This is a genomic window from Rhodococcus sp. USK10, assembly GCF_019378875.1.
Lineage (GTDB): Bacteria > Actinomycetota > Actinomycetes > Mycobacteriales > Mycobacteriaceae > Rhodococcus_F > Rhodococcus_F pseudokoreensis.
The window spans coordinates 4,659,952-4,686,554 of record NZ_CP076048.1 but is presented as its reverse complement, the minus strand read 5'-3'; the positions used below and the strand labels follow the sequence as shown (position 1 = coordinate 4,686,554).

The 26,603-nt window shown below is 68.3% G+C and carries 32 protein-coding genes; 18 read left to right on the top strand and 14 right to left on the bottom strand.

The features are described 5' to 3' along the window. The first annotated feature begins 28 nt into the window (after positions 1 to 28). The 3 genes from I1A62_RS28580 (at position 29) to I1A62_RS28570 (ending at position 3,561) form a co-directional block, all read left to right on the top strand. Entirely contained in the window at positions 29 to 1,534 is a 1,506-nt protein-coding gene (locus tag I1A62_RS28580) for an APC family permease (RefSeq protein ID WP_219455623.1), read from the top strand. Positions 1,535 to 1,537: 3 nt separating this feature from the next. Further along, positions 1,538 to 2,434 (top strand): carbon-nitrogen hydrolase family protein, encoded by an 897-nt coding sequence (locus tag I1A62_RS28575; protein ID WP_124395280.1) that lies wholly within the window; start codon positions 1,538 to 1,540, stop codon positions 2,432 to 2,434. Positions 2,435 to 2,505: 71 nt separating this feature from the next. Beyond that, the gene (locus I1A62_RS28570; protein WP_124395279.1) at positions 2,506 to 3,561 is read left to right on the top strand and encodes a diguanylate cyclase; all 1,056 of its coding nucleotides are present in this window, start codon (positions 2,506 to 2,508) and stop codon (positions 3,559 to 3,561) included. Here the strand turns inward: I1A62_RS28570 and I1A62_RS28565 are convergent. Then, positions 3,449 to 4,537, bottom strand: coding sequence for a DMT family transporter (locus I1A62_RS28565; RefSeq protein WP_219455621.1), 1,089 nt, complete (start codon positions 4,535 to 4,537; stop codon positions 3,449 to 3,451). The two genes, I1A62_RS28570 and I1A62_RS28565, sit on opposite strands and share 113 nt — an antisense overlap. Before the next feature lie 74 nt (positions 4,538 to 4,611). On the opposite strand from I1A62_RS28565, the gene I1A62_RS28560 reads away from it, so the two are divergent. From I1A62_RS28560 to I1A62_RS28550, 3 genes are all read left to right on the top strand, one after another. Continuing rightward, positions 4,612 to 5,514, top strand: coding sequence for a LysR family transcriptional regulator (locus I1A62_RS28560; RefSeq protein ID WP_124395277.1), 903 nt, complete (start codon positions 4,612 to 4,614; stop codon positions 5,512 to 5,514). A gap of 85 nt (positions 5,515 to 5,599) precedes the next feature. Further along, positions 5,600 to 5,902 (top strand): hypothetical protein, encoded by a 303-nt coding sequence (locus tag I1A62_RS28555; protein ID WP_192582071.1) that lies wholly within the window; start codon positions 5,600 to 5,602, stop codon positions 5,900 to 5,902. Positions 5,903 to 6,014: 112 nt separating this feature from the next. Then, entirely contained in the window at positions 6,015 to 6,623 is a 609-nt protein-coding gene (locus I1A62_RS28550; RefSeq protein ID WP_219455619.1) for a hypothetical protein, read from the top strand. 10 nt (positions 6,624 to 6,633) lie between these two features. Here the strand turns inward: I1A62_RS28550 and I1A62_RS28545 are convergent, their stop codons facing one another. The 7 genes from I1A62_RS28545 to I1A62_RS28515 all read right to left on the bottom strand — a co-directional run bounded on the left by I1A62_RS28545 (position 6,634) and on the right by I1A62_RS28515 (position 12,246). Next, positions 6,634 to 7,578, bottom strand: a complete 945-nt coding sequence (locus I1A62_RS28545; protein ID WP_219455618.1) for a dioxygenase — start codon at positions 7,576 to 7,578, stop codon at positions 6,634 to 6,636. Positions 7,579 to 7,696: 118 nt separating this feature from the next. After that, entirely contained in the window at positions 7,697 to 7,897 is a 201-nt protein-coding gene (locus tag I1A62_RS28540; RefSeq protein ID WP_219455616.1) for a hypothetical protein, read from the bottom strand. Positions 7,898 to 7,996: 99 nt separating this feature from the next. Next, positions 7,997 to 8,581, bottom strand: coding sequence for a hypothetical protein (locus I1A62_RS28535; RefSeq protein ID WP_124395273.1), 585 nt, complete (start codon positions 8,579 to 8,581; stop codon positions 7,997 to 7,999). A 200-nt stretch (positions 8,582 to 8,781) separates the two neighbouring features. Continuing rightward, complete coding sequence (locus I1A62_RS28530; RefSeq protein ID WP_219455614.1) at positions 8,782 to 9,852, bottom strand: quercetin 2,3-dioxygenase; 1,071 nt, start codon at positions 9,850 to 9,852, stop codon at positions 8,782 to 8,784. Continuing rightward, complete coding sequence (locus I1A62_RS28525) at positions 9,849 to 10,790, bottom strand: alpha/beta hydrolase (protein ID WP_219455613.1); 942 nt, start codon at positions 10,788 to 10,790, stop codon at positions 9,849 to 9,851. Before I1A62_RS28525 ends, I1A62_RS28530 begins: the two co-directional genes overlap by 4 nt. 133 nt (positions 10,791 to 10,923) lie before the next feature. Then, positions 10,924 to 11,700, bottom strand: a complete 777-nt coding sequence (locus I1A62_RS28520; protein WP_219455611.1) for a pirin-like bicupin family protein — start codon at positions 11,698 to 11,700, stop codon at positions 10,924 to 10,926. Between the two features lie 36 nt (positions 11,701 to 11,736). Next, positions 11,737 to 12,246, bottom strand: a complete 510-nt coding sequence (locus I1A62_RS28515) for a VOC family protein (RefSeq protein WP_087555282.1) — start codon at positions 12,244 to 12,246, stop codon at positions 11,737 to 11,739. Between the two features lie 102 nt (positions 12,247 to 12,348). Between I1A62_RS28515 and I1A62_RS28510 the strand changes: the two genes are divergently transcribed. The 5 genes from I1A62_RS28510 to I1A62_RS28490 all read left to right on the top strand — a co-directional run bounded on the left by I1A62_RS28510 (position 12,349) and on the right by I1A62_RS28490 (position 14,637). Next, complete coding sequence (locus tag I1A62_RS28510) at positions 12,349 to 12,810, top strand: MarR family winged helix-turn-helix transcriptional regulator (RefSeq protein ID WP_219455608.1); 462 nt, start codon at positions 12,349 to 12,351, stop codon at positions 12,808 to 12,810. A gap of 23 nt (positions 12,811 to 12,833) precedes the next feature. Beyond that, the gene (locus I1A62_RS28505) at positions 12,834 to 13,310 is read left to right on the top strand and encodes a carboxymuconolactone decarboxylase family protein (RefSeq protein ID WP_219455607.1); all 477 of its coding nucleotides are present in this window, start codon (positions 12,834 to 12,836) and stop codon (positions 13,308 to 13,310) included. Between the two features lie 117 nt (positions 13,311 to 13,427). Continuing rightward, positions 13,428 to 13,982, top strand: coding sequence for a YceI family protein (locus I1A62_RS28500; RefSeq protein WP_219455605.1), 555 nt, complete (start codon positions 13,428 to 13,430; stop codon positions 13,980 to 13,982). A 192-nt stretch (positions 13,983 to 14,174) separates the two neighbouring features. Next, positions 14,175 to 14,414: a DUF6400 family protein gene (locus tag I1A62_RS28495; RefSeq protein WP_072949576.1), complete on the top strand. Its 240-nt coding sequence runs from the start codon at positions 14,175 to 14,177 to the stop codon at positions 14,412 to 14,414. Continuing rightward, positions 14,401 to 14,637 (top strand): hypothetical protein, encoded by a 237-nt coding sequence (locus I1A62_RS28490; RefSeq protein WP_124391944.1) that lies wholly within the window; start codon positions 14,401 to 14,403, stop codon positions 14,635 to 14,637. The genes I1A62_RS28495 and I1A62_RS28490 overlap by 14 nt, the downstream gene beginning before the upstream one ends. Positions 14,638 to 14,656: 19 nt before the next feature. Here the strand turns inward: I1A62_RS28490 and I1A62_RS28485 are convergent, their stop codons facing one another. Then, positions 14,657 to 15,439 (bottom strand): IclR family transcriptional regulator, encoded by a 783-nt coding sequence (locus I1A62_RS28485; RefSeq protein WP_124391943.1) that lies wholly within the window; start codon positions 15,437 to 15,439, stop codon positions 14,657 to 14,659. 199 nt (positions 15,440 to 15,638) lie between these two features. Between I1A62_RS28485 and I1A62_RS28480 the strand changes: the two genes are divergently transcribed. Genes I1A62_RS28480 through I1A62_RS28470 form a run of 3 tightly spaced genes read left to right on the top strand, consistent with a single transcriptional unit; the run spans position 15,639 to position 18,297 of the window. Then, positions 15,639 to 16,406, top strand: a complete 768-nt coding sequence (locus tag I1A62_RS28480) for a CoA transferase subunit A (RefSeq protein WP_124391942.1) — start codon at positions 15,639 to 15,641, stop codon at positions 16,404 to 16,406. Further along, positions 16,403 to 17,065 (top strand): 3-oxoacid CoA-transferase subunit B, encoded by a 663-nt coding sequence (locus I1A62_RS28475; RefSeq protein WP_124391941.1) that lies wholly within the window; start codon positions 16,403 to 16,405, stop codon positions 17,063 to 17,065. The genes I1A62_RS28480 and I1A62_RS28475 overlap by 4 nt, the downstream gene beginning before the upstream one ends. 32 nt (positions 17,066 to 17,097) lie before the next feature. Continuing rightward, positions 17,098 to 18,297, top strand: coding sequence for an acetyl-CoA C-acetyltransferase (locus I1A62_RS28470; protein WP_219455604.1), 1,200 nt, complete (start codon positions 17,098 to 17,100; stop codon positions 18,295 to 18,297). A gap of 32 nt (positions 18,298 to 18,329) precedes the next feature. Here I1A62_RS28470 and I1A62_RS28465 read toward each other — a convergent pair whose 3' ends face one another. Then, complete coding sequence (locus I1A62_RS28465) at positions 18,330 to 18,992, bottom strand: enoyl-CoA hydratase-related protein (protein WP_124391939.1); 663 nt, start codon at positions 18,990 to 18,992, stop codon at positions 18,330 to 18,332. Continuing rightward, positions 18,992 to 19,627, bottom strand: coding sequence for a TetR/AcrR family transcriptional regulator (locus I1A62_RS28460; RefSeq protein ID WP_124391938.1), 636 nt, complete (start codon positions 19,625 to 19,627; stop codon positions 18,992 to 18,994). Before I1A62_RS28460 ends, I1A62_RS28465 begins: the two co-directional genes overlap by 1 nt. A gap of 153 nt (positions 19,628 to 19,780) precedes the next feature. Between I1A62_RS28460 and I1A62_RS28455 the strand changes: the two genes are divergently transcribed. The 4 genes from I1A62_RS28455 to I1A62_RS28440 are packed head-to-tail and all read left to right on the top strand — an operon-like array spanning position 19,781 to position 23,815. Next, entirely contained in the window at positions 19,781 to 21,223 is a 1,443-nt protein-coding gene (locus I1A62_RS28455) for a sugar porter family MFS transporter (RefSeq protein ID WP_219455602.1), read from the top strand. Positions 21,224 to 21,259: 36 nt separating this feature from the next. After that, entirely contained in the window at positions 21,260 to 21,619 is a 360-nt protein-coding gene (locus tag I1A62_RS28450) for a universal stress protein (RefSeq protein WP_124391936.1), read from the top strand. A gap of 8 nt (positions 21,620 to 21,627) precedes the next feature. Next, positions 21,628 to 22,812 carry a Gfo/Idh/MocA family protein gene (locus I1A62_RS28445; protein WP_219455600.1) on the top strand — a complete coding sequence of 395 codons (1,185 nt, stop codon included), beginning with the start codon at positions 21,628 to 21,630 and terminating at the stop codon, positions 22,810 to 22,812. Between the two features lies 1 nt (position 22,813). Beyond that, on the top strand, positions 22,814 to 23,815 hold the full coding sequence (locus I1A62_RS28440; RefSeq protein ID WP_219455598.1) for a Gfo/Idh/MocA family oxidoreductase: 1,002 nt from the start codon (positions 22,814 to 22,816) through the stop codon (positions 23,813 to 23,815). Between the two features lie 26 nt (positions 23,816 to 23,841). On the opposite strand, the gene I1A62_RS28435 is transcribed toward I1A62_RS28440, so the two are convergent. The 3 genes from I1A62_RS28435 to I1A62_RS28425 form a co-directional block, all read right to left on the bottom strand. Next, the gene (locus tag I1A62_RS28435; RefSeq protein WP_219455597.1) at positions 23,842 to 24,465 is read right to left on the bottom strand and encodes a nucleoside/nucleotide kinase family protein; all 624 of its coding nucleotides are present in this window, start codon (positions 24,463 to 24,465) and stop codon (positions 23,842 to 23,844) included. A gap of 5 nt (positions 24,466 to 24,470) precedes the next feature. Further along, entirely contained in the window at positions 24,471 to 24,878 is a 408-nt protein-coding gene (locus I1A62_RS28430) for a hypothetical protein (protein WP_225858094.1), read from the bottom strand. A 77-nt stretch (positions 24,879 to 24,955) separates the two neighbouring features. Continuing rightward, the gene (locus tag I1A62_RS28425; protein WP_219455595.1) at positions 24,956 to 26,542 is read right to left on the bottom strand and encodes a GMC oxidoreductase; all 1,587 of its coding nucleotides are present in this window, start codon (positions 26,540 to 26,542) and stop codon (positions 24,956 to 24,958) included. Between the last annotated feature and the right edge of the window lie 61 nt (positions 26,543 to 26,603).

Here is a 26,603-nt window from a genome sequence, read left to right as displayed (position 1 = left end):
AAGAATCCATTCGAGCTCAGGAGTCACCGTGCCGACCAACCCCACCGACGCCGAGACAAGCCTCGACCCACCGCAGGCACCCACCGGGAAGGGCCTGCAGGGCGGTTCCGTCGGCCTGCTCGCCGCCGTCGCACTCGGCCTGTCGTCAGTCGCGCCGGCCTACAGCATCGCCGTCACCCTCGGTTTCGTGACGATGGTCGTCGGCAACCTCGCCCCCGCCGCCCTGCTCCTCGGCTTCGTGCCGATCCTTCTGACCGCGTTCGCTTTTCGCGAGCTGAACCGGGAAATGCCGGACTGCGGCACCACGTTCGTCTGGACCACCCGCGCGTTCGGCCCGCACGCGGGATGGCTGTCCGGCGGCTGGGTGGTGCAGATCGCGACGCTCATCGCGATGACGGCACTCGCCCGGGTCGGAGCCGGGTACCTCTTGACGCTGCTCGGCCTGGACTCGTTGGCGACCGACGATGTCGCGGTGATCGTCACGGCCGTCCTGCTCGTCGCCGCGGTCACCACGATCGCCTACCGCGGTCTGCAACTCGCCGCGTCCGTGCAATACGTGCTGCTGGGGCTGCAACTGGTCGCCCTGTTCGGCTTCGGAGCGGCCGCGTTCGCGCGTGACGGTGCGTCCGCGCCGAGCCTGTCCTGGCTGAACCCGTTCGCGTTCGGCGGCTTCGGCACCTTCGCGGAGGCGGTGCTGCTGTGCCTGTTCATCTACTGGGGGTGGGACGCGCTGATCACCGTCAACGAGGAAACCCGCGACAGCGACCGCATCCCGGGTCAGGCCGCGGTGATCTCCACCCTCGTCCTGCTGGGCACGTACCTCTTCACCGGATTCGCCGCGATCAGCTTCGCCGGCATCGGCACCGACGGTCTGGGCCTGGGCAATCCCGACAATGCGGGCGACGTACTCGCCACGCTCGGGCCACCGGTTCTCGGCGCGGGCCTGTCGAAGGTGGTCGAACTCGCCATCTGCGTGTCGGCGATCTCGGCGCTGCTCACCTGTGTCATCGGGAGTTCACGCGCCACCCTTTCCATGGGCGCTCACGGCGCACTGCCCCGCGCCTTCACCCGAATTCACCCCACCTACCGCACCCCCGCGTTCGGCACCGTGTTCTTCGGGGCGACCGCCGCGGTCCTGCTCACCGCCCTCACGCTCGTCTCGGGTAACTTCCTCGGCGACGCCATCCTGTCGATCGGCCTGCTCATCGCGTTCTACTACGGCGTCACCGGTCTCGCCTGCGTCTGGCACTTCCGGCACCGCCTGAACGACTCCCCGCGCGACCTGTTCCTCCGAGGCATCCTGCCCGCACTGGGCGCTGCGATCATGCTCGCCGCCTTCGCGCGCAGCGCCCACGACATGCTCGCCCCCGACTACGGGGCGACCTCGTTCCACGGCATCGGCGGGGTGTTCCTGCTCGGTGTCGGTTCGATCGCGGTCGGTGCCGTCGCGATGGTGCTCGTCCGCACCCGCTTCCGCCGCTTCTTCCGAGACGGCCGCACCGCCGTCACCCGACTGACCGTCACAGAGGACTGAACCATGCGCACACTGACCATCGCCGCCATCCAGACCGCCCCGATCCCCTTCGACGTGGAGGCCACCTGGCAGCGGTTCGCCGACCAGATCCGCGCCGTGCGCGACACCTTCCCGCACGTCGAACTCGTCGTGGTCCCCGAACTCCTGCTGGCCGCCGAGGCGCCCCTCCTCGAGTCCCGCTCCGACTGGATGGACCGGGTGGCCCTGCCGCTCGACGGCCCCTACCTCGACCGGATCTGCGCGCTCTCCGAGGAGACCGGCCTGTGGCTGGTGCCGGGAAGCCTCTACGAACGCGACGACAACAGGATCTACAACACCGCCGTCGCCGTGTCGCCGCTCGGCGAGGTCGTGGCCCGCTACCGCAAGATCTTCCCCTGGCAGCCCTACGAGCACACCGCACCCGGCAGCGAATTCGTCGTCTTCGACATCCCCGGCACCGGCCGGATCGGGCTGGCGATCTGCTACGACGGTTCCTTCCCCGAAACCGCACGCCAACTCGCGTGGCTCGGCGCCGAAGTGATCATCCAACCCACCCTCACCACCACCCGCGACCGCGAGATGGAACTCGTCTGTTCGCGGGCCAACGCCTGGACCAACCAGGTCTACGTCGTCAACGTCAACGGCGCCGACCCGGCCGGCGTCGGTGCGAGCGTGGTGGTCGACCCCGAGGGCATCATCCGCCAGCAGGCGGGCTCGGGCGAGGAGATCCTCGTCGACACCCTCGACCTCGACGTCGTGACCCGGGTCCGCACCTACGGCACGTTCGGTCTCAACCGCCCCTGGCACCAGATCGCCCGGTACGGCAGCGACATTCGACTCCCGATGTACGAGGGCGCCGGAATCCAGGCACCGCCGTGGCACGACGACGCCGCGCCGATCCCGGCGGCCACGACCCGCTGACACGTTTCCCCGGGAGGGGCGGTGACCAAAGGACCCGCCTTTCCCGGGACCGGTCCTGGATAATTACCAGAGTGAGGCCCCTCGCTGCTTCGTCCGTCGACACGGTCCTTCAGGACTATCAGCCGCGCATCCTGCGCCGCTACCTGTGGATCACGACGGCGCTGCACCTGGCCGGGTTCGTCCTGCCTCCGATGGTCGGGTTGCCGATCCGGCCGGAGACCGTCGCCGCGCGCTCGGCAGGCATCCTTCTGGGACTGATCGCACTCGTGGTGCTGTACCGAGGCGGACGCAGGCCGGGACGGCGGGCCTACCAGGTCAGCACCGCGGCGGCACTGCTCGCCACACCGATCGTGATGTCGGGTCTCATTCTTGCCGCCGCCCAATTGCTCTGCGCGATCGCGGCGATGTTCCTGGCGATGTATTTTGTCGTGTTCTACCCGAAACTGCAGGCGAGGCTCCTCGTTGGTTGCCTCACCGGATTCATGGCGGTCGGGGTCGTTCTCGCCCCCACCGCCTTCACACTGGTACCCGTCGACGTGGGCACCGCGACCGTGAAGGCCGCCGTTCTCGTCGTGGCGGTCACCTGTGTGCTCGGTGCGGCCGAGATGTTCGGATCACTGACCCGCACCCTGATCGAATCGGCCAGCACCGACGCACTGACCGCCCTGCTCAACCGCGCCGGGTTCGAACTCGCGTTCCGGGACGCGCGCGAGGGCGCGGGCACGGAGCAGGCCGCCGTCACATTGGCGCTCATCGACGTCGACCAATTCAAGTCGACCAACGACCACTACGGCCACGCCGCGGGGGACGCGGTTCTCGTCGATCTGGCGAACTACCTCGCCGCGCACCTGCCGCGCGGCGCCCTGCTCGCCCGGGTCGGCGGCGACGAGTTCGTCACCTGCATGGTCGGCGAACACCACGCCGAGCTGCCCGAGGTGATGGCGCGACTCGCGCGGCGGAGCCCCACCTCGTTCAGCTTCGGCGTCGCGTCGTGCACTGGAGAGTCCGACCCGCTCACCGCGCTGTATCGACGGGCCGACCGTGAGCTGTACACCGCGAAGCAGCGACACCACCCGCCCGAGCCGCCGGCCGACGAACCGACACTGCGGACCGGGTGGAACGCCTGACCACGGGTCGTGCGGCGGGTGCTTCGGCGATTCCTGCGGTCACCGAACGACGGCCCGCCGGCCGCACCCGGGTGACCATCCACACCGCCGCGACGACCAGTGCGCAACCGGCGAACTGCCCGATGCTCGGACGCTCGTGCACGATCACGATGGAGAACATCATCGCCAGGACCGGCTGGAGCAGCAGCAACGTGGCACCGACCTCGGCGGCGAGCCTCGGCAGGGCGAATCCGATGAGGACCCAGCCGAGCACCTGGCTGCTCAGCGACAGCGCCGCCAACCATCCCAGCGCGGGCCAGCCCGGCGTGAGGTCCACCGTTCCCCAGAGCGATCCCACCGCGGTCCCGACGACGCCCGCCGCGATCGTCGACACGAACACCTGCGACGACGCCCGGTGCGCGGATCCCGCCCGGCCGATGACGAAGATGTAGATCCCGTAGGCCACGCCCGCGGCCAGCGACAGCAGGGTTCCGAGGAACAACTGGTCGCCGTCACCGCTGCCGCCGAGGATTCCACCGGCGAGGGCGACTCCCGCGAACAGGAACGGCACCGCCACCACGAACCGGAGCGGCACCCGCGCACGGAAGACGATCCACGCCAGCAGTGGCACGACGATGACCTGGACGTTGACGACGACCGTCGAGATCCCGGCGCCGATCATCTGGATCGATCGCGCCCACAGCGCGAAGTCGACTCCGAGCATCATCCCGCCGAGCACCTGGGCGGCGATCACCCGGAGGGGAATGCCGCCGTGCCGCCGAAACTCCTGGAGGGCGAGGAAACCGAGGATCGGCAGCGCCAGCGCACACCGGAAGAACGTCGACGTGGCCGGTTCCACCCCGGACAATTTGATGAGACTGCCGGTCAGCGAAGTTGCCACCGCACCCGCCAGAACGAGCAGTCGCGGATCCACGGACGCGATGCTGAACGAGGGGCTGACGAGGGCACGGGGACGCACACGGAGGGCAGTAGTCACATCGAGAATTCTCCGAGCCCCCAACCATTACAACAAGTGAATAGTCGTGTCATGAAAGCAGTAGCATCACTACCATGTTGAGTCTGGAGCGCCTCCGCGCGCTGTGCGCCGTCGCCGAACACGGTTCGATCGGTGCCGCAGCGCGTGCCCTGCACGTCACACCGTCCGGGGTGTCGCAGCAACTCGGCAAGTTCGAACGCGAGGTCGGCGTCACACTCCTGGTGCCCGCCGGCCGCGGCGTTCAGCTCACCGACGCCGGCCGGCTCCTGGCCCGCCGGGGACAGGAAGCGATATCGCTGCTGGCGCAGGCCGAATCCGAGGTCGTCTCCCTCGATCGCGACGTGGTCGGAGAACTGCGCATCGGATCGTTCTCCTCCGCAGGCAGGGTCGTCGTGCCGACCGCGGTGGCCACGCTGCGCAGGCGGCACCCGCAACTCACGGTCAGCTTCTCCGCCGGCGAGACCGAGGAACTCATACCGGCGATCGTCCGCCGTGAACTCGACCTCGCCGTCGTCGACAGCTGGGTCACGATGCCCCTGCACCTGCCCGAGGACGCCGTGCACACCCTGGTGCACCGGGACTCGGCCGATGTCGCACTGTCCCGGGACCATCCCCTCGCCTCCCGCGACCACGTCGACCTCGACGAGATCGCGGACATGCCGTGGACGACGTGGAAGAAGGGGGCGGTGTTCCATACCTGGCTGGTGCAGACACTCCGCAGCCGCGGCGTCGAACCGGACATCCGATACGAAGTACCGGAATTCGCGGCGCAACTCGAATTCGTCGCACACGGCCTCGCTGCCGCCCTCGTGCCGCGCCTGGCCCGAGTCTGGGTGCCGGACACCATCGCGATCGTCCCGGTACGTCCCACACTCGAGCGGGAGATATACGCACTCCGCCGCGCCGACAACGACAGGCCCACGGTCCGCGCGGGCATCGAGGCGTTGACCGAGGCCTTCGCCGGCATCGGTGCCTGACGCGCGATCCCGGAATGCCGCGTCGGGGGCAGGCCCGAGTGCCATCATGAGAACGGTCTTCGGCCGAACGGTGAGAGGGGTCGCGGTGAAAATTCGGGACGTGGTGAACCAGTCGGAGGCGAACGCCACCGCTGCGCGGATCTACGGCGAGCCCTACGAGACGACCGACGGAGCCACCATCCTCACCGTGACCAGATATCGCGGCATCCTGGGCCCCGCGCCGGTCGGCGTCTTCGTCGTCCACGGCGGCACTGTGTCGTGGGAGCCCGCCGTCGACGGCAGCCGGGTAGCGCTCTTCGGCGAATTCATCGGACTGGCGGCCGCCGTGATCGCCACCCTCGCCATGCTCCGCCGTCCTCCGTGGCCGGACCTCGTGCAAAAGGTCTGACTCGGCGGGCGGGGCGTGAATGGACGCCAGGCAGGAAGACCTGACAGAAGGCCCTACACGCGCAGGCGTTTCGGTTGCACAATGGTGGTGGGCAACCACCCGGAGGTGCGCGATGAGCGAAACGTGTGCAGCGCCGATACGCCTGTGGCGTCTGGGTCCGTGGAGCCGAAACCCACTCATGCGGGGTTGCGACCGACTGCAATCCGCGCTGGTCCTCGTCGGGGTGGTGTTCGTGCTCCTGATGATTCCACTGGCCGCGGCCGTTGGAACCGAGACGTACTCTCGGCTGGACAATCAGACCCAGGTCGAACTCGCCACCCACCACTCGACCCCCGCGACGCTCATGGAGGACTCCCGCGCAGGGAGCGCCGGCGAGGGGGCCCTAGCCGCGTCACCCCAATACCAATCCCACGCGAAGGTGCAGTGGTCGGCGAACGGGCAGATGCACACCGCCGACGTTCCCACCGCGGCGGGCGCGAAGGCCGGCCAGACCGTCATCGTCTGGCTCGGCCCGAACGGCGACCTCGTCGCCGCACCGGAGACCGGTTCGCAGAACGCCGCCACGGCGGTGAGCGTCGCGTGCGGGATCTGGGTGGCGTCGACCGGCGGCTACTGCGTCCTGTTCCTGATCGTCCACTGGATTGCGTCCCGCCGCCAGCAGGCCCGGTTGACCCGCGAATGGAACGAGCTCGACCGGCCTCCGGGGTGGCACGTCAGCTGACGGACCGGCGCTACCGGCCGGGCGCTCCTGCCGGCGGCTGTCCGCCGCCCCCACCCGGACCGGCCGGAGCGGACTGCGTGTTCGCCGACTTCTCGGCGACGCCGATCGTGATCGCGATGGTCATACCCGTGGCGGGTTCGCCGGTCACGGTGGCCAGTTCCGCATCCCAGCCGTCGCCGAACACATTGTCCGAATCGAGCGAGACCTTCGACAGGTTGGAGACGCTGTTCGCGTAGCCGGTGTCGTAGGCGAAGACCGTGGCGCACGCGTCCTGCGGGACCGCGATCTGCGACGTCAGGCGGGCGTCCTCCCCGGCCACCGCAGATTCGAGCGTGTCGAACACCTCGAAGTGGATGTGCGGCCAGCGCCCGGAGTAACAGGCCGGGAAGATCGACGTGAACGACACCTTGCCCGCCGAATCCGCCACCTGGACACCGCGCAGGTAGTTCTGCTCGGTGATGCCCTTGCCGTAGAGCGAGTACTCGCCGTCCCGGTCGCAGTGCCACAGGTAGACGGCCATTCCGGCGCCCGCCGCACAGTCCTTCGTCAGGTCCTGCAGGTCGAGTTCGATGGTGGTCGCGACACCCTCCGCCGTCCCGGAGTACGCACCGAAGCTGCTGCGGATGTCCTGGCGCACGATCCCCGATTCGACCAGGACGTTCGGGCCGTTGGACCCGTCACCGGGATAGGGTCCGGCCGTTTCCTGCGGCGCCGCCGCGACGCACGTGCCGTCGGTCGCCGTGTCCGCCGTGGTCGCTGCCGCGTCCGTCGTCGAGGACGAGCTCGCCGCCCGCTCGCCGCCGGCCGTCGAGCAGGCGGCGAGCGCGGTCGCTCCCGCGGCGCCGAACACGAACAGGGCGCGGCGACGCGAGAACATCGACTTCAGGTCGTGGCTGAGACCGCGGTCGTGCTCGTGCACTTCTTCGGCGTGGTGGTGACGCGGGCGGTTCGTCATGGGGACCTCCAAGGGCTGTTAGGGGATTGGGACCCATACAAACGGCCCCCGGTGCGGGCACTCTGGAGATTCGCCGTGAAGTCACTGTGAGCAGCACAACGAAGTCACTGTGAGCAGGTCACAACGCTTCGGCACCGGCCGTGCCGGAGAGCGTCTCGTTGCCGGTACCCCGGACGAGGGGGATGCCGAGCGCAGCGAGCAGCATCCGGCAGTCGTCGGCGTCGATCGAGTGGTGGGCGACGGTCCGCTGAGCGTTCCGGACGGAATCCTCGTCGAGTTCCCGCTCGCTCTCGAATATGGAAGCATCCCTGTCGGACATGGCTCCACCTTTCCTCGGCATCACCTGAATAGCCCGGAGCGAGGGCACCGAAACCGCCGTGGGGACGGCGCAATCAGGAGGTGACCTTCGAGGGAAGGATCAGCGACTGTAGGTGGCGAACAGCCTGCGGATGCTCTCGTCCCAGTACTGCTGGCGGCGGCGTTCGACGGCGCGTGCGCACATCGCCCACACCATGCCGAGGAGCAGCGCACTGGCCGCGAGGGTGAGGAGCACGGCCGCGACCGCGCCGCTGACGACGTCCGAGGTGGTGACCCTCGGGCCTGCCCAGTTGCCGTCCGCGTCGACGGCGATGGTCTTCTCGGTGCCCGCAGGCGTCCCCGAGGGGACCTCGATGCGCTGAGTGCGCGACTCGGCGGTCCAGGACCACGTCGCCTCGACCATCGGAGTGGTCCGGACCGAGCCGCGGGGCGACATGGTGATGGGGGCGTCGGTGCTGGTGACGGCCGTGACGAGGGTGGTGGTGGCGCGCTGCTGCGCGGCCTTTGCACTCTCCTGGTTCCATTGCCAGGTGCCCATCACGGCGGCGAGCACGATCGCGATACCCGCGAGTGCGGCGATGACGGATCTCAGGGTGGCCGCGTAGCGATCGACCGGTCGTGCGAACGGGTTGGACGGTCGACCCGACACCGAGTACACCACGGTTGCCTTCGAGCGCCCCAACACGATTCACCTCATTGTTTCGTCCACGTAAATTGCCTGCTTCACCAGTGTCGCCACTGATAAGGCAACAAGGAAACCGAAAAGGGCAAACTTGACGAGTCTCACACTCCGAGGTCAGAGGCGTGCGCAGCCCGCACGGGCCGGATTCGGCCCCTGAATCGTCGTCGATGTTCGGCAGCACGGTGTGCAGCCGACGCAGACACTCACCTGCCGCCGCCGCGGGCCGGTGGCGGTCCGACGACCTCGAGGTCCAGCTCGGCGCGCGCCCGCGCGAACCCCTCGGCCGGGAACTGCATGTCGCCGCCCTCGGTGTGCACGTGCGCGTTCGTCGGGGTGTTCATGTACTCGAAGAACTTCTCGAACACCCCGGTGGTCAGCAGGCCGAGCATCTGCGTGTCGTGGCTGTCGAACGCGAAACTGTGGATGGTCCCGGCCGGAGCGTGCAGGAAGTCGCCCTTGGTCAACATGATCTCCCGGCCGTTGGCGTGCAGGAGGATCCGTCCCTCGATGCAGACGAAGTTCTCGGTGTGCTCGCGATGGAAGTGCCGGGGAATGTACGCACTCTTGCCGCCCATCGTGTGCATCGCGAAATACGTTCCGCCGGTGTTCCGGGGCCGTGCTAGGTACGTGTTCAGCTGGTCGAGGCTCGCCCAGCGGTCGCCTTCGCCGGCCTCCAGCACATACGGCGTCTCCCCTGCCGGCAGCGTCGCGGCCGTCACCGCGGGCAGGTCCTTCTTCTCGAGATCGTGGAACCGGACGCCGAACCGGTCTGCGAGTTCGGACTGTCGTGCGTCCGACATCGGCGCCGCCGCGGCGTCGAAGACGTGCGACTGGGTGGCGTGACCGGTGGCCTGCGACCACCGGTGTGCGTCGCCGACGGTGAGCCAGCTCAGGAACCGGGTCCGGTGCGCGAGCATGCGGTACGCGTACGGCGTCCCGGCCGGGACGGTGACCGAGTCGCCCGGCACGAGCAGGTGCGATTCGCCCGGCAACCACACCTGCAGCCGTCCGTCGGTGACGTACAGGAAGCGGTGCTCGCGATCGTGGGCGAGGAACGGGGTCTCGGTTCCCTTGCCGCCGTACACATATGCGGCGCCGAACTGTCCTCCTGTATCTTCCGGACGGGCGATGACGGTGATCAGTTGCCCGCCGAGTTCGTGGCGCTCGCCTTCACCGGCGGCCATGGCGTAGGGCACGCACCGCCCGGGGAGGGTGTCGAGTTGCGGAGCGGCGGTGTGGACGTCGTCCAGAGCGGGGATGTCGAAGATGGTCATGCGTGTGTACCTGATTTCAGAGTGTGCGAAAAGAACGCCTCGACCGCCGCGAACGACGCGGTGGGGTACCGCTCGGTGAAGGCACGCCCGAAGTCGCTCACTGCGTGGGTCGAGGCCGACGCGTGCGGATCTCGCTCGAGATGCCCTTGGTCGAGGGTCTGGTCGGGACCCAGTTCGAGGACGTGGCCGGGATTGAAGAACCCGTGCCCGAATCCCTCGATCAGGTAGAGGACGGCGTCGTTGCCGTGGGCGACGAGCGCGTCGTACAACGCCACGCTCTGCGTGGACGGCACCAGATTGTCGCCGAGTCCGTGCATGATCAGAAACGGCGGCGCTCCGGGCGTCACCTGCAGTGCGGGGCTGGCGGATCGCGCCGCGTTCAAGCGGTCGCGGATCGCGCCGCCGAGTAGCGACGCCTCCGGGGACTGGTCCTCGGCCGGTGCCCGCTGGGCGGAGTGGTCGACGAGACCGGGCAGGTCGGTGGGTCCGTAGCCGTCGACGACGGCCTGTACCGCACTGTCGACGGTCACGGGATCTTCCCCGGGCAATCGTGTTGTGGCCGAGTGCACTCCGGCCAGCGCGGCGAGGTGCCCGCCGGCCGAAGAGCCCCACACACCGATCCGGTCGGGGTCGATGCCGTGGCCGGCGGCGTTGGCGCGCAGCCAGCGCACCGCCCGCCGGACGTCGAAGAGCTGGCCGGGGTGGCACGTGCCGGGCGCAAGCCGGTAGTCGATGCCGACCATGACGTAGCCATGTCTTGCGAAGTGCTGCACCAGATCCGGGCATGCAGTGCGGTCTTGAAGCCGCCAACCTCCACCGTGAAGCCACACGATCGCAGGCAATGGATGCGCTGCCTCGGCGGGGCGTACGAGATCGAGTAGCAGATCGGGGGCGTACTCGACGGTGGATCGGCGGACGACGGTCGAAGCCGTGTCCAAGGGACTGAACTCCTTCGGATGCAGGACCCGGGCCTGGGTCGCCGCTCGCGCGGTTGTAAGGCCCTTCCTTAGATCACTGCTGCCGGGCACTGTAGCAGCTTCCGCAACCCCAACGGAAGCAGCCGCGGCGGCGCTACCCGGCGATCTGCGCGTGCATTTCCCACACGATGATCTCGGCGCCGGTGTCGGTGCTCATCTGCTGTCCACCGCCACCGCTCAGCCGGACGGCGTCCCCTTCGGCCAGGATGCCGACACCCTCCAGCGAGGCTTCGCCGCGCGCGACGAAGACGTGGAGGAACGGGGAGTCGGGCAGGGTGATGGGCGCCTGGCCGGGCTGCAGCCGTGCGACGTGCATCGCGGCGTACTTGTTCTTGATGCGGATCGCCGAGTGATCGGCATGGTCCGGCATGCCGGACGCGACGGGAACCAGTCCGCCGGTGAGCAACTCGTGGTCGATCTCGAGTTGCTCGTAGCCCGGTGTGATCCCGGCTTCGTCGGGGACGACCCACATCTGGATGAAGTGGACCGGATCGCTGTGCTCGTCGGCGTCCCCCTGCAGTCGCCACGAGTCGTTCTTCTCCGAGTGCAGGATTCCGGTTCCCGCGCTCATGCGCTGGGCGAGTCCGGGGTAGATGACGCCGGAGTGGCCCATCGAATCCTGGTGCACGAGCGAACCCTGGAGCACCCAGGTGACGATCTCCATGTCCTGGTGCGGGTGGGTGTCGAAACCCTGTCCGGGGACGACGATGTCGTCGTTGTTGACCATCAGCACCCCGTGGTGGGTGTTGGCCGGGTCGTAGTGGTTGCTGAACGAGAAGGAATGCTTGGAATCGAGCCAGCCCGCGTTCGTCTTGAAGCGGTCGTCGGCGCGGCGGACGTCGAGGCGCGGCGGGGTCAGGGCGGCAGTCATGAGTGAATCCTTTCCAGAGTTTTCACAGCAGGGTTTTCACAGAACGTGTGAGCCGTACATTTCGCCGAGCGGGTCGGCGATGAGTTCGAGGCGGGCACCGTCGGGGTCGCGGAAGTACAGCGACACCTCGCTGTGTTCGATGAGTTCGACGCCGGCGTCGACCAGTTTCGTGCGCAGGTGATTCCACCGGTCGGGTTCGACGCTGATCGCGATGTGATGGAGTCCGCCGAGCACTTCCTGGTACGGCCCGATGTCGAGGCCCGGGAAGTCGAAGAAGGCGAGCAGGTTGCTGTTGCCGATGTCGAAGAAGAAGTGCGAAGACCCGGGGTAGTCGCGATTCTCGATCAGTTCGGTCAGCGGGAACTCGAGGAGATCCTGATAGAACCGGACGGTGCGCTCGACGTCGCTGCTGATCAGCGCGGTGTGGTGAAGCCCGCGGGCCGAGGAGGCCGGCCGCGACGACACGGGCTTCAGGTGCTCGGCGCGGATCCGGTCGCGTTGCGCCGCGAACCTCTGGGAGCGCTCCTGCTCGTCTGTGGTGCTCATTGCCCAAACCCCTCTCCGCGAAACGCCGATGATTGCGCTTTCAACTATCACCACCGTACACCAAGTAGTTGCGCTGTCAACTACTTGAGATATGCTGGTCCCGTGGAACCGACCAGATGGCTCAGCGCCGAAGAACAGAACACGTGGCGCGCCTACCTGGACGCCACCCGACTACTCCTGCAGGCGCTCGATCGGCAGCTCACCCGCGACTCCGGCATCTCGTTCACGGATTTCGAACTTCTCGTCGTGCTGTCGGAGGCGCCGCAGCGGCAACTGCGGATGCGCGAACTCGCCGACGCGGTCACCACCACCCGCAGTGGCGTGACCCGGGCGATCAGCCGGCTGGTCGAGGCAGGCTGGGTGCGGCGGCTGGAGTGCAAGGACGACAAGCGGGGAATGCTGGCCGAACTGACCGACGCCGGCGCCGAGAAGCTCGCCGCCGCCAGCCCCGGACACGTGGCGGAGGTGCGCCGCGACATGTTCGACCTGCTCAGCCCCCGGGACGTCGCCATCCTCGGGCACGACTTCGGCGAAATGCGCGCCCACCTGCTGGAAAACCCCTGATCCACCCACCGGAAAGGCTGGTCATGAGCAGCACCTCAGCGCAGAACGACTACGTCCACATCGACAAGCAGAGCCCAGCCGTCTATCAGGCGCAGATCGGCGTCGCCAAGGCCATCCGTCACGCGACCATCGAGGCCGGCATGGAGCGTCGGTTCGTCGAGTTGATCAACGTGCGCGTCTCCCAGATCAACCGCTGCGCGTACTGCCTGGACGTACACGTCGCCGCAGCGCTCGCGGCGGGCGAGACCCAGCAGCGCCTCGCGGTCCTGCCTGCCTGGCGGGAGACGGCACTGTTCTCCGAACGCGAGGTCGCGGCTCTCACCCTGGCCGAGTCGATCACCACCCTCCCGGACGCACACAGTCAGGACGCCGACTACGCCTTCGCGCGGCGGTATCTGTCCGAGCAGGAGATCTCCACGGTGAGCTGGATCGCCGTCACGATGAACGCCTTCAACCGGATCTCCATCGTCAGCCGCCACCCGGTCCACCCGAAGCCGTAACCGCACTTCACCCACCTTTCCCAGATTTTAGTTGACATTGCAACGACTTCTCTCTAACTTAGTAGTTGCAGATTCAATTACCTCGATTCGAGTGCCGTTCACCGTCAAGGAGTTTTCATGACCACCGCCACCGCCACCCTCCCCAACCTCACCGCCGGAACCTGGACCATCGACACCGTCCACTCCACCGTCGGCTTCTCCGTCCGCCACCTCGTGGTCAGCAAGGTCCGCGGCACGTTCAACGACTTCGCCGGCGCGATCACCGTCGCCGAGGACGGCACCACCGCCGTCACCGCCGAAATCCAGGTCGCCTCCATCGACACCAAGAACACCGACCGCGACGCCCACATCAAGTCCGCCGACTTCTTCGACGCCGAGCAGTACCCCACCGCCACCTTCACCTCCACCGCCGTCCGCACCAAGGGCGACGACTACGTCATCGAGGGCGATTTCACCCTCCACGGCGTCACCCGGCAGGTCGAGCTGGCCCTCGAGTTCAACGGCGTCAACCCCGGCATGGGCAACGGACCGGTCGCCGGCTTCGAAGCCACCACCGTCCTCAACCGCAAGGACTTCGGCATCACCATCGACATGCCCCTCGAAGGCGGCGGCGCCGTCGTCGGCGACAAGATCACCATCACCCTCGAGATCGAGGCCGGCCTTCAGGCCTGACCCACCCGCACCACCGGAACACCCGCGCCCCGTCGTCCACCCGGACGACGGGGCGCGTCGTTGTGAACACGACGCAACACTTTCGATCGACGTGATCCAGGTCATTGTGATCTTGGGCAGGCTCGAGTGACCCTGGCCCCTTCGACGTCGGAGCCCGTTCGATGTCGGCGACTGCGAAACGAAGGTGACCACATGGGTAGCGACTCCGAACTCTCGTTCGCTCTCGACCTCACGCTGGACGAAGCGCGTCGGCGCACCGCTGTCCTCGAAGCGATCGGCGAAGACTGGGATCCCGTAGCCGTGCTGGCGGAGGAAGAGCGGGCCTACGACATGCTGTATTCCGGGCTCGACCCCGAGCAGCAGCGCATCTACGACGAACTGGTGCAGGCAGGTGTGCTCCCGGATCGGACGGTGGGCCGTGTTGCCGATTGATCCCACCGCGGACTTCTCCCGTCGTGCCTGGTTGCCCTGCCCGGGCTGCGACCACGGCTCGTCCTGCGGCGACTGCGGGTCCGGCCGCAACTGCCACCGGCACTGGCAGTACCTGCTGAGCAATCAGGGAACCACCGTGCACCTGCAGTGCCCCGACTGCACGCACGTGTGGACCATCGACACCCGCCACGGGCGGCCGGGACGTCGTCGGAAGGCCGCGTAGGCGGGGCCCGACCGCTGGTTCAGCCGCGGCTCCGCGGCCGGTCGGCAAGTAGCTGGGTGAGCCGGTGCGCCTCGCGGAGGAGGAATTCTCCCAGTTCGCGGCGTCGTTCCTCACGGAACCGGCTCTCCACCCCGGTGATACTCAGCGCCCAGGCCGGTGATCCCTGGGTGTCGAAGACGGCGGCGCCCATCCCCCAACTGCCCTCGACGAGCAGCCCGGGGTTGACGGTGTAGCCGTTGAGGCGGGTCTCCGCGATGCGCTCGGCAATCTTCTCCCGGCTGTGCTGCGGCCCCCATTCGCCGGTGACGTCCGCGCGCGCCAGGTACTCGTCGATCTCGCGGTCCGGCAGGTGCGACAGGATGACCATCCCCGCCGTCGCCACCCCGAGCGGAAATCGGATTCCGATGTGCAGCACGTGCGAGCGCAGCGGGAAGCTGCCCTCCTCGCTCGCAATGCAGACCGTCTCGTCGCCGCGGCGAGCGGACAGGAACACGCTTTCGCCGGTCTCGCGGGCGAGATCGCGGAGGATGTCGCGGGAGCGGTCCGTGATGTCGTACCTGCTGGCGGCGAGCGAGCCGAGCAGGTACAGCTCGGGTCCGAGCGACCATTTGCCCGACTTCAGGTCGCGGTCGACCAGCCCCTCCTCGGCCAGCGAGACGAGGAGGCGATGCACGGTGGGGCGGGCGAGGCCTGTCTCACGCGCCAGGGCGGACGTCGAGGCTCCCGACGATTCGAGCGCCGCGACGGCCCGCAGGATCGATCCCACCCGGTGGATGACCTGTGGCCGCTGCGCCTCGTTCATGACCGGAGTATACGTCCACTCAGTGAACGCTCTAGTCCACGACGTCCAGACCGCGAACAACATGTCCGAACTCCTTGAAATGCATGAAGCGAGCCCTTTTAGTGGAGCAAAGCCCGTCGCAGAGGCCGTCCACTGGATGGACGAAAATGTCGCGGGAAGGCGGTATCGCCGGGTTCGGCGGCCAGAAGAAAGGATGCACATGGGATCGAGAGTGTTCGACACCCCGGAAGAAGCTGTCGCGGACGTGTCCGACGGCGCGACGATCGCCGTGGGCGGATTCGGCCTGTGCGGAATCCCCGACGCGCTGATCCGCGCGCTCGCCGACTCGGGTGTCGGGAACCTCGAGGTCTTCTCCAACAACTGCGGTGTGGACGACCACGGGCTCGGGATCCTGCTGGGCAGTCGCCAGATTCGCCGTGTCACCGCGTCCTACGTCGGCGAGAACAAGGAATTCGCCCGCCAGTACCTCTCCGGCGAGCTCGAGGTGGAACTCACCCCGCAGGGCACGCTCGCCGAACGCCTCCGGGCCGGCGGTGCGGGCATCCCCGCGTTCTTCACCCCTGCCGGTGTCGGCAGCCCGGTCGCCGACGGCGGCCTGCCGTGGCGCTACGCCGCCGACGGTTCCGTCGCGCTCGCGTCACCCGCGAAGGAAACCCGGCAGTTCGGCGACAAGCGCTACGTCCTCGAACTCGGCATCACCGCCGACTTCGCCCTGGTCCACGCGCTGCGCGGCGACACCGCCGGCAACCTGGTCTTCGACAAGACGGCCCTGAACTTCAACCCCCTCGCGGCCATGGCCGGGAAGGTGACCATCGCGCAGGTCGAGGAACTCGTCCCCGCGGGCACCATCGATCCCGCCCAGGTGCACCTGCCCGGAGTCTTCGTACAGCGCATCGTCGAGACCGGCCCCCAGAACAAGCGGATCGAGAAGCGGACAGTCAGCAGCACGGAAGGAGCCACTCGATGACCGGCACCAACGGATGGACACGTGACCAGATGGCCGCCCGCGCGGCCGCGGAGATGGTCGACGGCGAATACGTCAACCTCGGCATCGGACTGCCGACGCTCATCCCCGGATACCTCGGCACCGACGTCACCGTCACCCTGCACTCGGAGAACGGGATCCTCGGCACCGGCCCGTACCCCACCGACGAGAACGTCGACGCCGACCTGATCAACGCGGGCAAGGAGACGGTCACCGTCAACGCCGGCGCCGCGTTCTTCGATTCGGCGCTGTCGTTCGGCATGATCCGCGGCGGCCACATCGACACCGCCGTCCTCGGTGGCATGCAGGTTTCCCGCACCGGCGACCTCGCCAACTGGATGGTCCCCGGCAAGATGGTCAAGGGCATGGGCGGCGCGATGGACCTCGTGCACGGGGCGAGCCGCGTCATCGTCCTCATGGAGCACACCGACCGGGACGGCAACCCCAAGATCATCGACACCTGCACCCTGCCGCTGACCGGCCAGGGCGTCGTCAACCGCATCATCACCAACCTCGCCGTCATCGACGTGGTCGGCGACGGCACCCTCGCCCTGCGTGAGGTCGCGCCAGGTGTCACCGTCGACGACGTCGTCGCCGCCACCGGAACCCCGCTCGAAATCCGCGAATCCGCGCTCGTCTGACCGACATCCGACACGAAACCAAGGACATACCCATGACTGCACGCACCAGGTCCGTCATCGTCGCCGGGGCCCGGACCCCCGTCGGCCGGCTGACGGGTTCGCTCGCGACCCTCTCCGGATCCGACCTCGGCGGCATCGCCATCAAGGGCGCCCTCGACAAGGCCGGGGTGGCACCGGAACTGGTGGAGTACGTGATCATGGGGCAGGTCCTCACTGCCGGCGCCGGTCAGATCCCGGCTCGGCAGGCCGCGGTCGCGGCGGGCATCCCGATGTCGGTGCCCGCCGTGACCGTCAACAAGGTGTGCCTGTCCGGTCTCGACGCCATCGCGCTCGCCGATCAGCTGATCCGCGCCGGCGAGTTCGACGTCGTCGTCGCCGGCGGGCAGGAGTCGATGTCCCAGGCGCCGCACCTGCTCCCGGGTTCACGGGGCGGTTTCAAGTACGGCGACACCACCCTCGTCGACCACCTCGCGTACGACGGCCTCTACGACATCTTCACCGACCAGGCGATGGGCGCACTCACCGAGACCCGGAACGTGAACACCGACAAGATCGGCCGCGAGGAGCAGGACGCTTTCGCCGCCGCCTCGCATCAGCGCGCCGCGGCAGCGTGGAAGAACGGCCTCTTCGACGACGAGGTCGTTCCCGTCACCATCCCGCAGCGCAGGGGTGAGCCGGTCGTCGTCACCGAGGACGAGGGCGTCCGCGCCGACACCACGGCGGAGTCTTTGTCGAAGCTGCGTCCCGCGTTCAGCAAGGACGGCACCGTCACCGCAGGGTCCGCGTCGCAGATCTCCGACGGCGCCGCGGCCGTCGTGGTGATGAGCAAGGCCAGGGCCGAGGAACTGGGACTCGAATGGATCGCCGAGATCGGCGCCCACGGCGTCGTCGCCGGTCCGGATTCGACGCTCCAGCAGCAGCCCGCCAACGCCATCGACAAGGCCTGCGCCCGAGAGGGACTCGACGCCGCCGCCCTCGATCTCGTCGAGATCAACGAGGCCTTCGCCGCCGTCGGCATCGAGTCGACCCGGCAACTCGGAATCGACCCGTCGAAGGTCAACGTGAACGGCGGCGCCATCGCCATCGGACATCCGCTCGGCGCGTCGGGTGCGCGGGTCGTGCTGCACCTCGCGCTCGAGCTGAAGCGACGCGGCGGTGGAACCGGCGCCGCCGCACTGTGCGGCGGCGGCGGACAGGGCGACGCCCTGATCCTCCACGTGCCCGGAGAATGACCCCTACTCTCGCCCAGTAGGTTTCGCGTCGGTCACGACCGCCCCGAGGCGAGCGCGGCGACGGCCGTCGCGAACATGGTCGACTTGATCGCACCGAGCGTGCCGGCGTCCTTCCCCGCGAGCGGCGAGATCAGGTCGACAGCGGCACCCAGGACCGCGCCTTCGGGCGCGGTCCCGTCGACCAGCCCGCTGGTGTGCGCCTCGGTGCCGCCGTACCGGTGGCCGGTGGTCATGGCGGTGATCGCGGTCTGCGGCGTCAGCTTGGCCTGGATCAGCGCCGCCATGCCCGGCGTGAACGGAATGTGGATGTCGACCTCGGGGAAGCAGTAGAACCCACGGTCCGACCGCATCACCCGGTAGTCGTGGGCGATCCCCAGCATGGCGCCGGCGCCGAACGCGTGCCCGTTGACGGCGGCCACCGTCGGCAGCGGCAGCGTCAGAATTCGGCTGAACAGGGCCTGCACGCGCCCGACGTACCAGTCGGCGCGGTCGCCGTTGGCCAGCAGCCAGTCCAGATCGAGGCCGTTGGAGTAGAACTTTCCGGTGGCCGTGGTGACCAGGGCCTGCGCGCCCTGCTCGAGCACGTCGTCGAGGAGACCGTCGACGGTGTCGAGCCACTCGGGGGAGAAACGGTTCTCGTCTTCGCCGAGGTCGAGGACGGCAATCTTGTCGCGGTAGGTCAGAGTGGCGGTCATCAGGAACCTTTCGTGGTGCTGTCGTGACGTTTCCCCGGGGACGGGGGGTCGAGAGCGAGGACGGCCCGGACCGCCGCCTCCAGGCGTCGGCGCATGGCGTCGTCCGGTTTCCGCCGGGCACGGAGCAGCAGTCCGGTAGGGAGTCCGACGACGCACGCTTCGATCACCTCGACCGCGCGACCGTCCCTGCGCCCCCACAACGCCTGTGCCAACCGGACGAACAGTTCGACGAGCACGGAGTCGAGGCGCGCCAGCTCGTCCGCAACGTCCTCGGGGACGTCGGATCCGAGCAGTTCGTCGCGCCGCACGGTGAGCAGGAGCCGCGACGACTGCGGGAACTTCTCGGCGAAGACGGCCGGGGTGTCGGCGGCCGCGACGACGGCGTCCACGGGACCCCGCTCCAGCGCGTGCTCGACCGATTCCTGTTGCAGGTCGAGAAAGCGGTGCGCCGCCCGCAACCATGCGCGTCCGACGAGCCCTCCGCGGGAGCCGAATGCGTGATAGATGGCGCCGTTGGACATTTCCGTGGCGGCGGCGACTGCCCGCAGTGTCACCGCACTCGGTCCGCCGTCGACGGCCAGCCGTTCGGCGGTATCGAGCGCGGCGTCGAGGTCGTGGACGCGTGGCCTGGGCATACGGCGAACGATAACAGATCATTCGTTCTATTACTCGTCGGTAGGTAGTGGTCGATCGTGCCGTGAGAGCCACCCGACGATCGGCCAGCCGTTGTGCCCCGAGTCACAATGGGTTAGCTTTGTCCGGACATAAACACATTACGTGTTCTGCACATGGAATACGTCGAGGAGATGTTCATGGCCAGCGATCTCACCCGAACTACCGCCCAGCACCTGCCCGCCGACGCGCCTGGACGGCACTCGCACAGGCTCGGCGTCATCGCCGTCGTCGCCACCTTCGGCGGCCTGCTCTTCGGATACGACACCGGAGTCATCAACGGCGCACTCGCACCGCTCAAGGAAGACCTCCAGCTCACCTCGTTCACCGAGGGCCTGGTGGTGAGCATCCTGATCTTCGGCGCCGCGATCGGCGCCCTCATCGGCGGCCGGATGTCCGACCGGTACGGACGCCGGCACAACATCCTGGTGCTCGCCATCATCTTCATGATCGGCACCATCGGCTGCGTGCTGTCCCCGACGTGGGAGATACTCGCACTGTTCCGCTTCGTCCTCGGCCTCGCCGTCGGCGGCGCATCCGCGACGGTGCCCGTCTACCTCGCCGAGATCTCCCCCGCCGAACGGCGCGGCAGCGTGGTCTCCCGCAACGAAGTCATGATCGTGTGCGGGCAGTTCGCCGCATTCGTGATCAACGCCGTCATCTTCAACATCTGGGGTGAGCACGAGAGCGTCTGGCGCTTCATGCTCCTGATCGCCGTCGCTCCGGCCATCGTCCTGTTCGCCGGAATGCTGAGGATGCCGGAGAGTCCGCGCTGGCTGATGTCGCAGGATCGGCACGACGAAGCACTTGCCGTGCTTCTCCAGGTCCGGTCCCCGGAGCGGGCACGCGCCGAACTGGAGGAAGTCCAGGCGCTCGCGGAGGAAGAGAAACTCGCGCAGACCGGCGGGCCCGCGGACCTGTCGGTGAAATGGATCCGCCGCCTCATCTTCATCGGCGTCGGACTCGGCGTGTTCCAGCAGGCCACCGGCATCAACTCGGTGATGTACTACGGCACCCAGCTGCTCGGCGACGCCGGATTCTCCTCCAACGCAGCCATTGTCGCGAACACCCTCAACGGACTGTTCAGCGTGCTCGGCGTCCTCACCGGCATCGCCCTGATCAACCGGATCGACCGTCGCAAGATGCTCATCGGCGGGTTCGTGCTCACCACCACGTTCCACCTCCTCGTCGGCCTGTCGGCTTTCCTGCTGCCCGACGGCACCGCGAAGGCCTACTTCATCCTCGTGTTCGTGGTTCTGTTCGTCTTCTCGATGCAGGGCACGATCGGCCCCCTGGTGTGGCTGATGCTGTCGGAGATCTTCCCGCTGAAGATCCGCAGCTTCGCCATCGGCGTCTGCATCTTCATGCTGTGGATCGCGAATGCGATTGTCGCGCTCGTCTTCCCGCCGCTCGTGGCGGCACTGGGAATCGCGGCCACCTTCTTCATCTTCGCGGGCCTCGGCGTGCTGGCTCTCGTCTTCATCACCACCCAGGTCCCGGAAACCCGCGGCCGCTCCCTCGAGGAACTCGAAGAGCAGTTCCGGCGCGAGTATTCGTGACCGGCGACGCACCGAGTCTCCTGAAAGGTTGATCCCATGACAGTGCTCGTAGCAGTGACCGATACCTCCGAAGGATCACACGCCCTCCTCGCCGGCAAGAAGGAAGCCGCGATGCTGGACACCGATCTGCTGGTGGTGAACCTCTCCCTCACCGAACCCGAAGAGGTGCACACCCTCGCGGACGACGGAGTGACCGTCCTCGACCGGATCGGCCGCGGCGACCGCGATCCCGCGACCGCCGTGCTCGATCTGATCGACGACCGGCCCGACATCGAACGCCTCGTGATCGGCGTCAAGCGCCGCAGCGCGGTCGGCAAGGCGCTCCTCGGCAGCGTGAGCCAGCGCCTCATCCTGCAATCCCCGATCCCGGTTCTCGCCGTCAAAACCCCTCAGTAGGAGCCGAGTTGAGCAAGCACGGAAGCCTGCGGTTGTCCGCGGGTATGGTCGGCGGCGGGCAGGGTGCCGACATCGGCAAGACCCACCGCTACGCCATGCGCCTGGACGACCGATACGACCTGCAGGCTGGGGTCTTCGGGCGGGACGCCGCGTCGTCGGCGCAGATCGCAGAGAGCCTCGGTGTACCGGCCGAGCGCACCTACCGCGACTACCGGGAGATGGCCGAACGGGAATCCGCCCGCGAGGACGGCGTCGACGTGGTGGCCGTGACAACCCCGAACGACAGCCACTTCGACGTCGCGCGCGCGTTCCTGGAGGCCGGCATCTCGGTGGTGTGCGAGAAGCCCCTCACCCGCGACTCGGAGTCGGCCGCGGAACTCGTCGCGATCGCCGAGTCGTCCGGCGCCATCCTGGCCGTTCCGCACTGCTATTCGGCGTACGCCATGGTGCGGCACGCGGCCCGGATGGTGCGCGACGGAGACCTCGGACGCATCCGGTTCGTGGCAGTGGAACACGCGTCCGGGTGGGCGGCGACACCCCTGGAACTCGGCGAACACCGGCAGGCGCGGTGGCGCACCGACCCCGACGTCGCGGGATTCCCGAGCGTCGTCGGCGATCTCGGCACCCACGCCTTCCAGCTGTTGCGTTTCGTCACCGGTCTCGAGGCGACCCGGGTGTCGGCTGAACTGGACACCCTCGTCCCCGGACGGCGGGTGTTCGACAACGCCACCGTGCGCCTCACCCTGTCCAACGGGGCACCCGCGACGCTGTGGGCGAGCATGGCCGCCACCGGCAACGAGCACGGCCTGCGCATCCGGGTCTTCGGCGACACCGCGAGCATCGAATGGCGGCACGAGGATCCGCACCACCTGACGGTCCGCGACCTCGACGGCGCCACCACGATCCTCGCGCAGGGAATGCGCACACTGTCCGAGGACGCCGCCCGGCTCACCCGCCCCGGTCTGGGACACCCCGAGGGATTCCTCGAGGCGTTCGCGAACTTCTACCGCGACCTCGCGGACGAACTCCGCGCCCGCCGCGACGGCGAGCCCACCACCGTCCGCGATCTCTCCTTCCCCACCGGACGCGACGGGCTGATCGGCGTCCAGTTCGTCGAGGCGACGGCCACGTCCGACGCCGCCGACTCGGCCTGGGTCGTCCCCGCTTTCGCACACGAAAAGGTCGGTATCTGACATGCAGCGTTTCGCCCTCATCGGAGCCGGGTTCATCGGCGGAGTCCACGGCGCCAACCTCGCCGCGCACCCCGACGTCGACCTGGCCCTGGTCTTCGACATCGATCTCGCGCGCGCGACGGACCTCGCCAAGCGGCACGGCAGCCGCGCGACCACCGATCTCGCGGAAGTCTTCGATCCCACGACGATCGACGCCGTCTTCATCGCGTCGTCCACCGACACCCACGCCGAGCACCTCCGCACCGCGGCGACGGCGGGAATCCCGGCCCTGTGTGAGAAGCCCATCGATCTCGACCTCGCGCACGCCGTCGACGTCGTGCGCTTCGCCGACTCCCGGGAACTGCGGGCGATGGTCGATTTCAACCGCCGCTTCGACCGCGACTACGCCGAACTGCAGCGGGTGGTCGCGTCCGGCGAGATCGGCTCGGTCGAGCTGATCCAGATGACCAGCCGCGGCCCGGCGATGCCGCCCCTCGACTACATCGCCGTCTCGGGCGGGCAGATGCGCGACCAGACCGTCCACTTCTTCGACTTGGCGCGGTGGATCTCCGGGCTCGACCCCGAGTCGGTGTTCGCGACCGGTTCCACGCTGGCCGAACCGCGACTCGCCGAGTACGGCGACGTCGACACGTCGGCGGTGACGCTGCGTCTGCCCGGCGGCGCACTCGTCCAGATCGACTGCACCCGGCGGATCGGCTACGGCTACGACGAACGCATCGAGGTGCTCGGTTCCACGGGCATGGTCGAGGCGCGGCGTCAGCGCGCCGGATCCGTCTCCCGGTACAGCGCGGGCCGCGTCGTCGACGACGGGATGCACGCGGGATGGTTCGAGAGGATCCGGGCCAGCTACCGCACCGCGCTCGACCATTTCGTCGACGCGCTGGAGAACGGCGCCCCCATCGGACCCACGCTGTCGGAGGCGTTGAAGGCGCAGGCGATCGCCGAGGCCGCGACCCGCTCGCTCACCAGCGGTCGCATGGAGTCGATCGAGTACCCGGCCTGAACCGGGTCACACCGGGTCACACCGGGTCACACCGGGTCTCCGAGGACGACGACGTCGGCCCGGGCGCGGCCGGGCGCGACCAGCGCGGTGTTGCGTTCGTCGCTGCGCCGCACCCACTCTCGCGCCTCATCGGGTGACTTGCCGAACCGGACGTGCCGCTCGACGAGTCGGGCGACGCGTTCGTCCCCGTCCGGGGCGAGGAACCACGCCTCGTCGAGCAGGCCACGCACCGCCGACCACGGTCCCTCGTCGAGGAGGAGGTAATTGCCCTCGGTGATCACCAGCGGAACGTCCGGCGGGACGGCGATCGACCCGGCGTACGACTCCTCGACCTCACGGTGGAACTGCGGGGCGTACACCGTCTCGCCGCCGGGGTCCCGCAGCCTGCGCAGCAGCGCCACGTACCCGGCGGCGTCGAAGGTGTCCGGTGCGCCCTTGCGTCCGGACCGGCCGAGGCGGGCCAGTTCCGCACCCGCCAGGTGGAATCCGTCCATCGGCACGACCACCGCAGACGACCCCAACCCCGCCAGCACCGCCGCGGCCACCGTGCTCTTCCCCGAGCCCGGCGGTCCCGCGATGCCGAGAACGCGGCGCGTGCCCGGCGCCGCGAGCGCGCGGGCGCGCGCGACGAGTTCCTCGAGTCGGCCCACGCCTTCTACGGTGTCACGTAGAACGTGCCGACGCTCGGTGTGCCGTACACGTCGTAGAGGCCCGGGAGATGAGCGGTCACGGTGACGAGGATCTGGCCGGGTCCGGTGGTGACAGCGTCCCGGCCGGGGGCCAGGTCGGTAATGACCCCGGAGGCCCCGGTCGACAGGTTGATCCACTGGAATTCGTATCCGTAGCCGTCCGGGGTCGGATAGATCTGCCCGTGCCCGTGGTGGACGACGATGTTGTAGAACGCGCCGCCGCGGGTCAACGGCCAGCCGACCACCGTTCCGGGAACTTGGAGGGTGGTCACGCCGTCGAACTGTGGCGGCTCGGCGAACGCCGGCCCCGCGCCCCCGATCCATGCGCTCACCGCGAGCACCCCGATCATCAACCGTCGCACTACTCGACCCACGTCGATCCCTCCCCTGGTTCGGATTCCGCTGATATGTCCGATTCCGGGGACGATTCGTTACGGATCGAAATCGTCGATCAGAAAACCGTTCCGACGTCCCGGGCGACCAGATGGTCCATCGCGCGTTCGGCCACCGCGGCGATGGTCATCGACGGGTTGCACGCGGCGGTGTTGCCGGGCATCAGGGCGCCGTCGAGCACGTACAGCCCGCGCTGGCCGAGCACCCGGCCTTCCAGATCGCAGACCGAGCCCATCGACGCCCCGCCGAGCGGGTGCCAGGTGGAAGGGAAGAGCGCGTTGGTGTCCGTGAGGATGCCTGCCGGACCGGCGATCTGCCGCACCATCGGATCGATGGTGCCGTTCTGGATGACGGCGTCGCCCTCCTTGGGCCAGCGCAGCACCGCGTCGTCGGTGGCCGGGTCGTACGCGAAACTCCCGCGCCCGTCGCTGACGCCGTAGCCGACCAGCATGGTGCTGCGTGCGTCGAAGGACAGCGGGGGTATCGACGCCTGGATGACCGTGGCCGCGGAGGCGGGGTCGTCCCAGTTCAGACTGCCGTAGACCACCGGACCGCCCTGCGGAGCACCGAATTGTTGTTCAAGGCTCGTCCAGACGTAGATCCGGTCGGCGTTGGTGCCCCAGCCGGACCCGAGTCCGTCGGGCAGGTCCGGAATCCGGCCCGTCGCCGCCGCGCGCACCAGCAGTTTGGTGGTGTTCAGGCTGCCTGCGGCCATCACCAAGGCATTCGTGGTGAGGATCTTGTTCTCGAGCACGGTGCCGGACGTGTCGATCCGGTCGACGTACACCGTCCAGCGGCCGTCCGCGGCCCGCTCGACGTCGGTGACCTGGTGCAGGGTTTCCACCGTCACGCGGCCGGTTGCCTCCGCGGCGGCGATGTACGTGACGTCGACCGAGTGCTTGCCGCCGTTGTTGACCCCGAGCGCACCGTCGCCGTTGGTGTACGAGGGCTTCATCCGGCCGCGGAGTTCGTCGAGCGCGAAGTTCCAGTCGATCGGCACCGGGATCTTCGACACCGGAAGCCCCGCGCGCTGCGCGTTCTGCGCAAACACCCTCGCCGCCTGATAATTCGGGCTGTCGATCAACTCGTCGGGGGCGACGCTGAGCTGCAACATGCGCGCGACCCGCGGGTAGTGCACCCGGTCCATCGTGGCCCAGTCGAGCGCCTCGGGCAGATGCGTGTCAAAGACGGCCTCGGCCGGTTGCAACGTCATCCCCTGGTAGACAAGGGAACCGCCGCCGACGCCCGCGGCGCACAGTGCGGTCATGTTGTCGCCGGGCACCGCCTCGAGAAGGCCGGTGTACGGCTCCAGCGCCACCGGCCTGCCGAACAGTTGCGGACTGGACCGGTACCAGAGGATCCGCTTGTCCGGGGCGGTCGCACGGGGGAAGGTCTCCGCGTCCGGCCCTGTCGGCCAGCGCATTCCGCGTTCGAGTACCAGAACGGGCACGCCCGCCTCCGCGAGCCGAAGCGCGGCGACGCCGCCACCGAATCCCGACCCGACGACGATGACCCGGTGGTCTTCGCGCGTGAGCGGAACGGTCGTGCGGCGGCCGGCCCCGGCCCCCGCGACAGTCGGACTAGCCAGCGCGAGGCCCGCGGCGGCAGCCCCGGCGAGAAAGGAACGGCGGTTGAGTGCAGGCACAGATTTCCCCCAGATCACAGACGGACTCACTCGGCGAGATGTCGATCGATCAGCGTGGAGC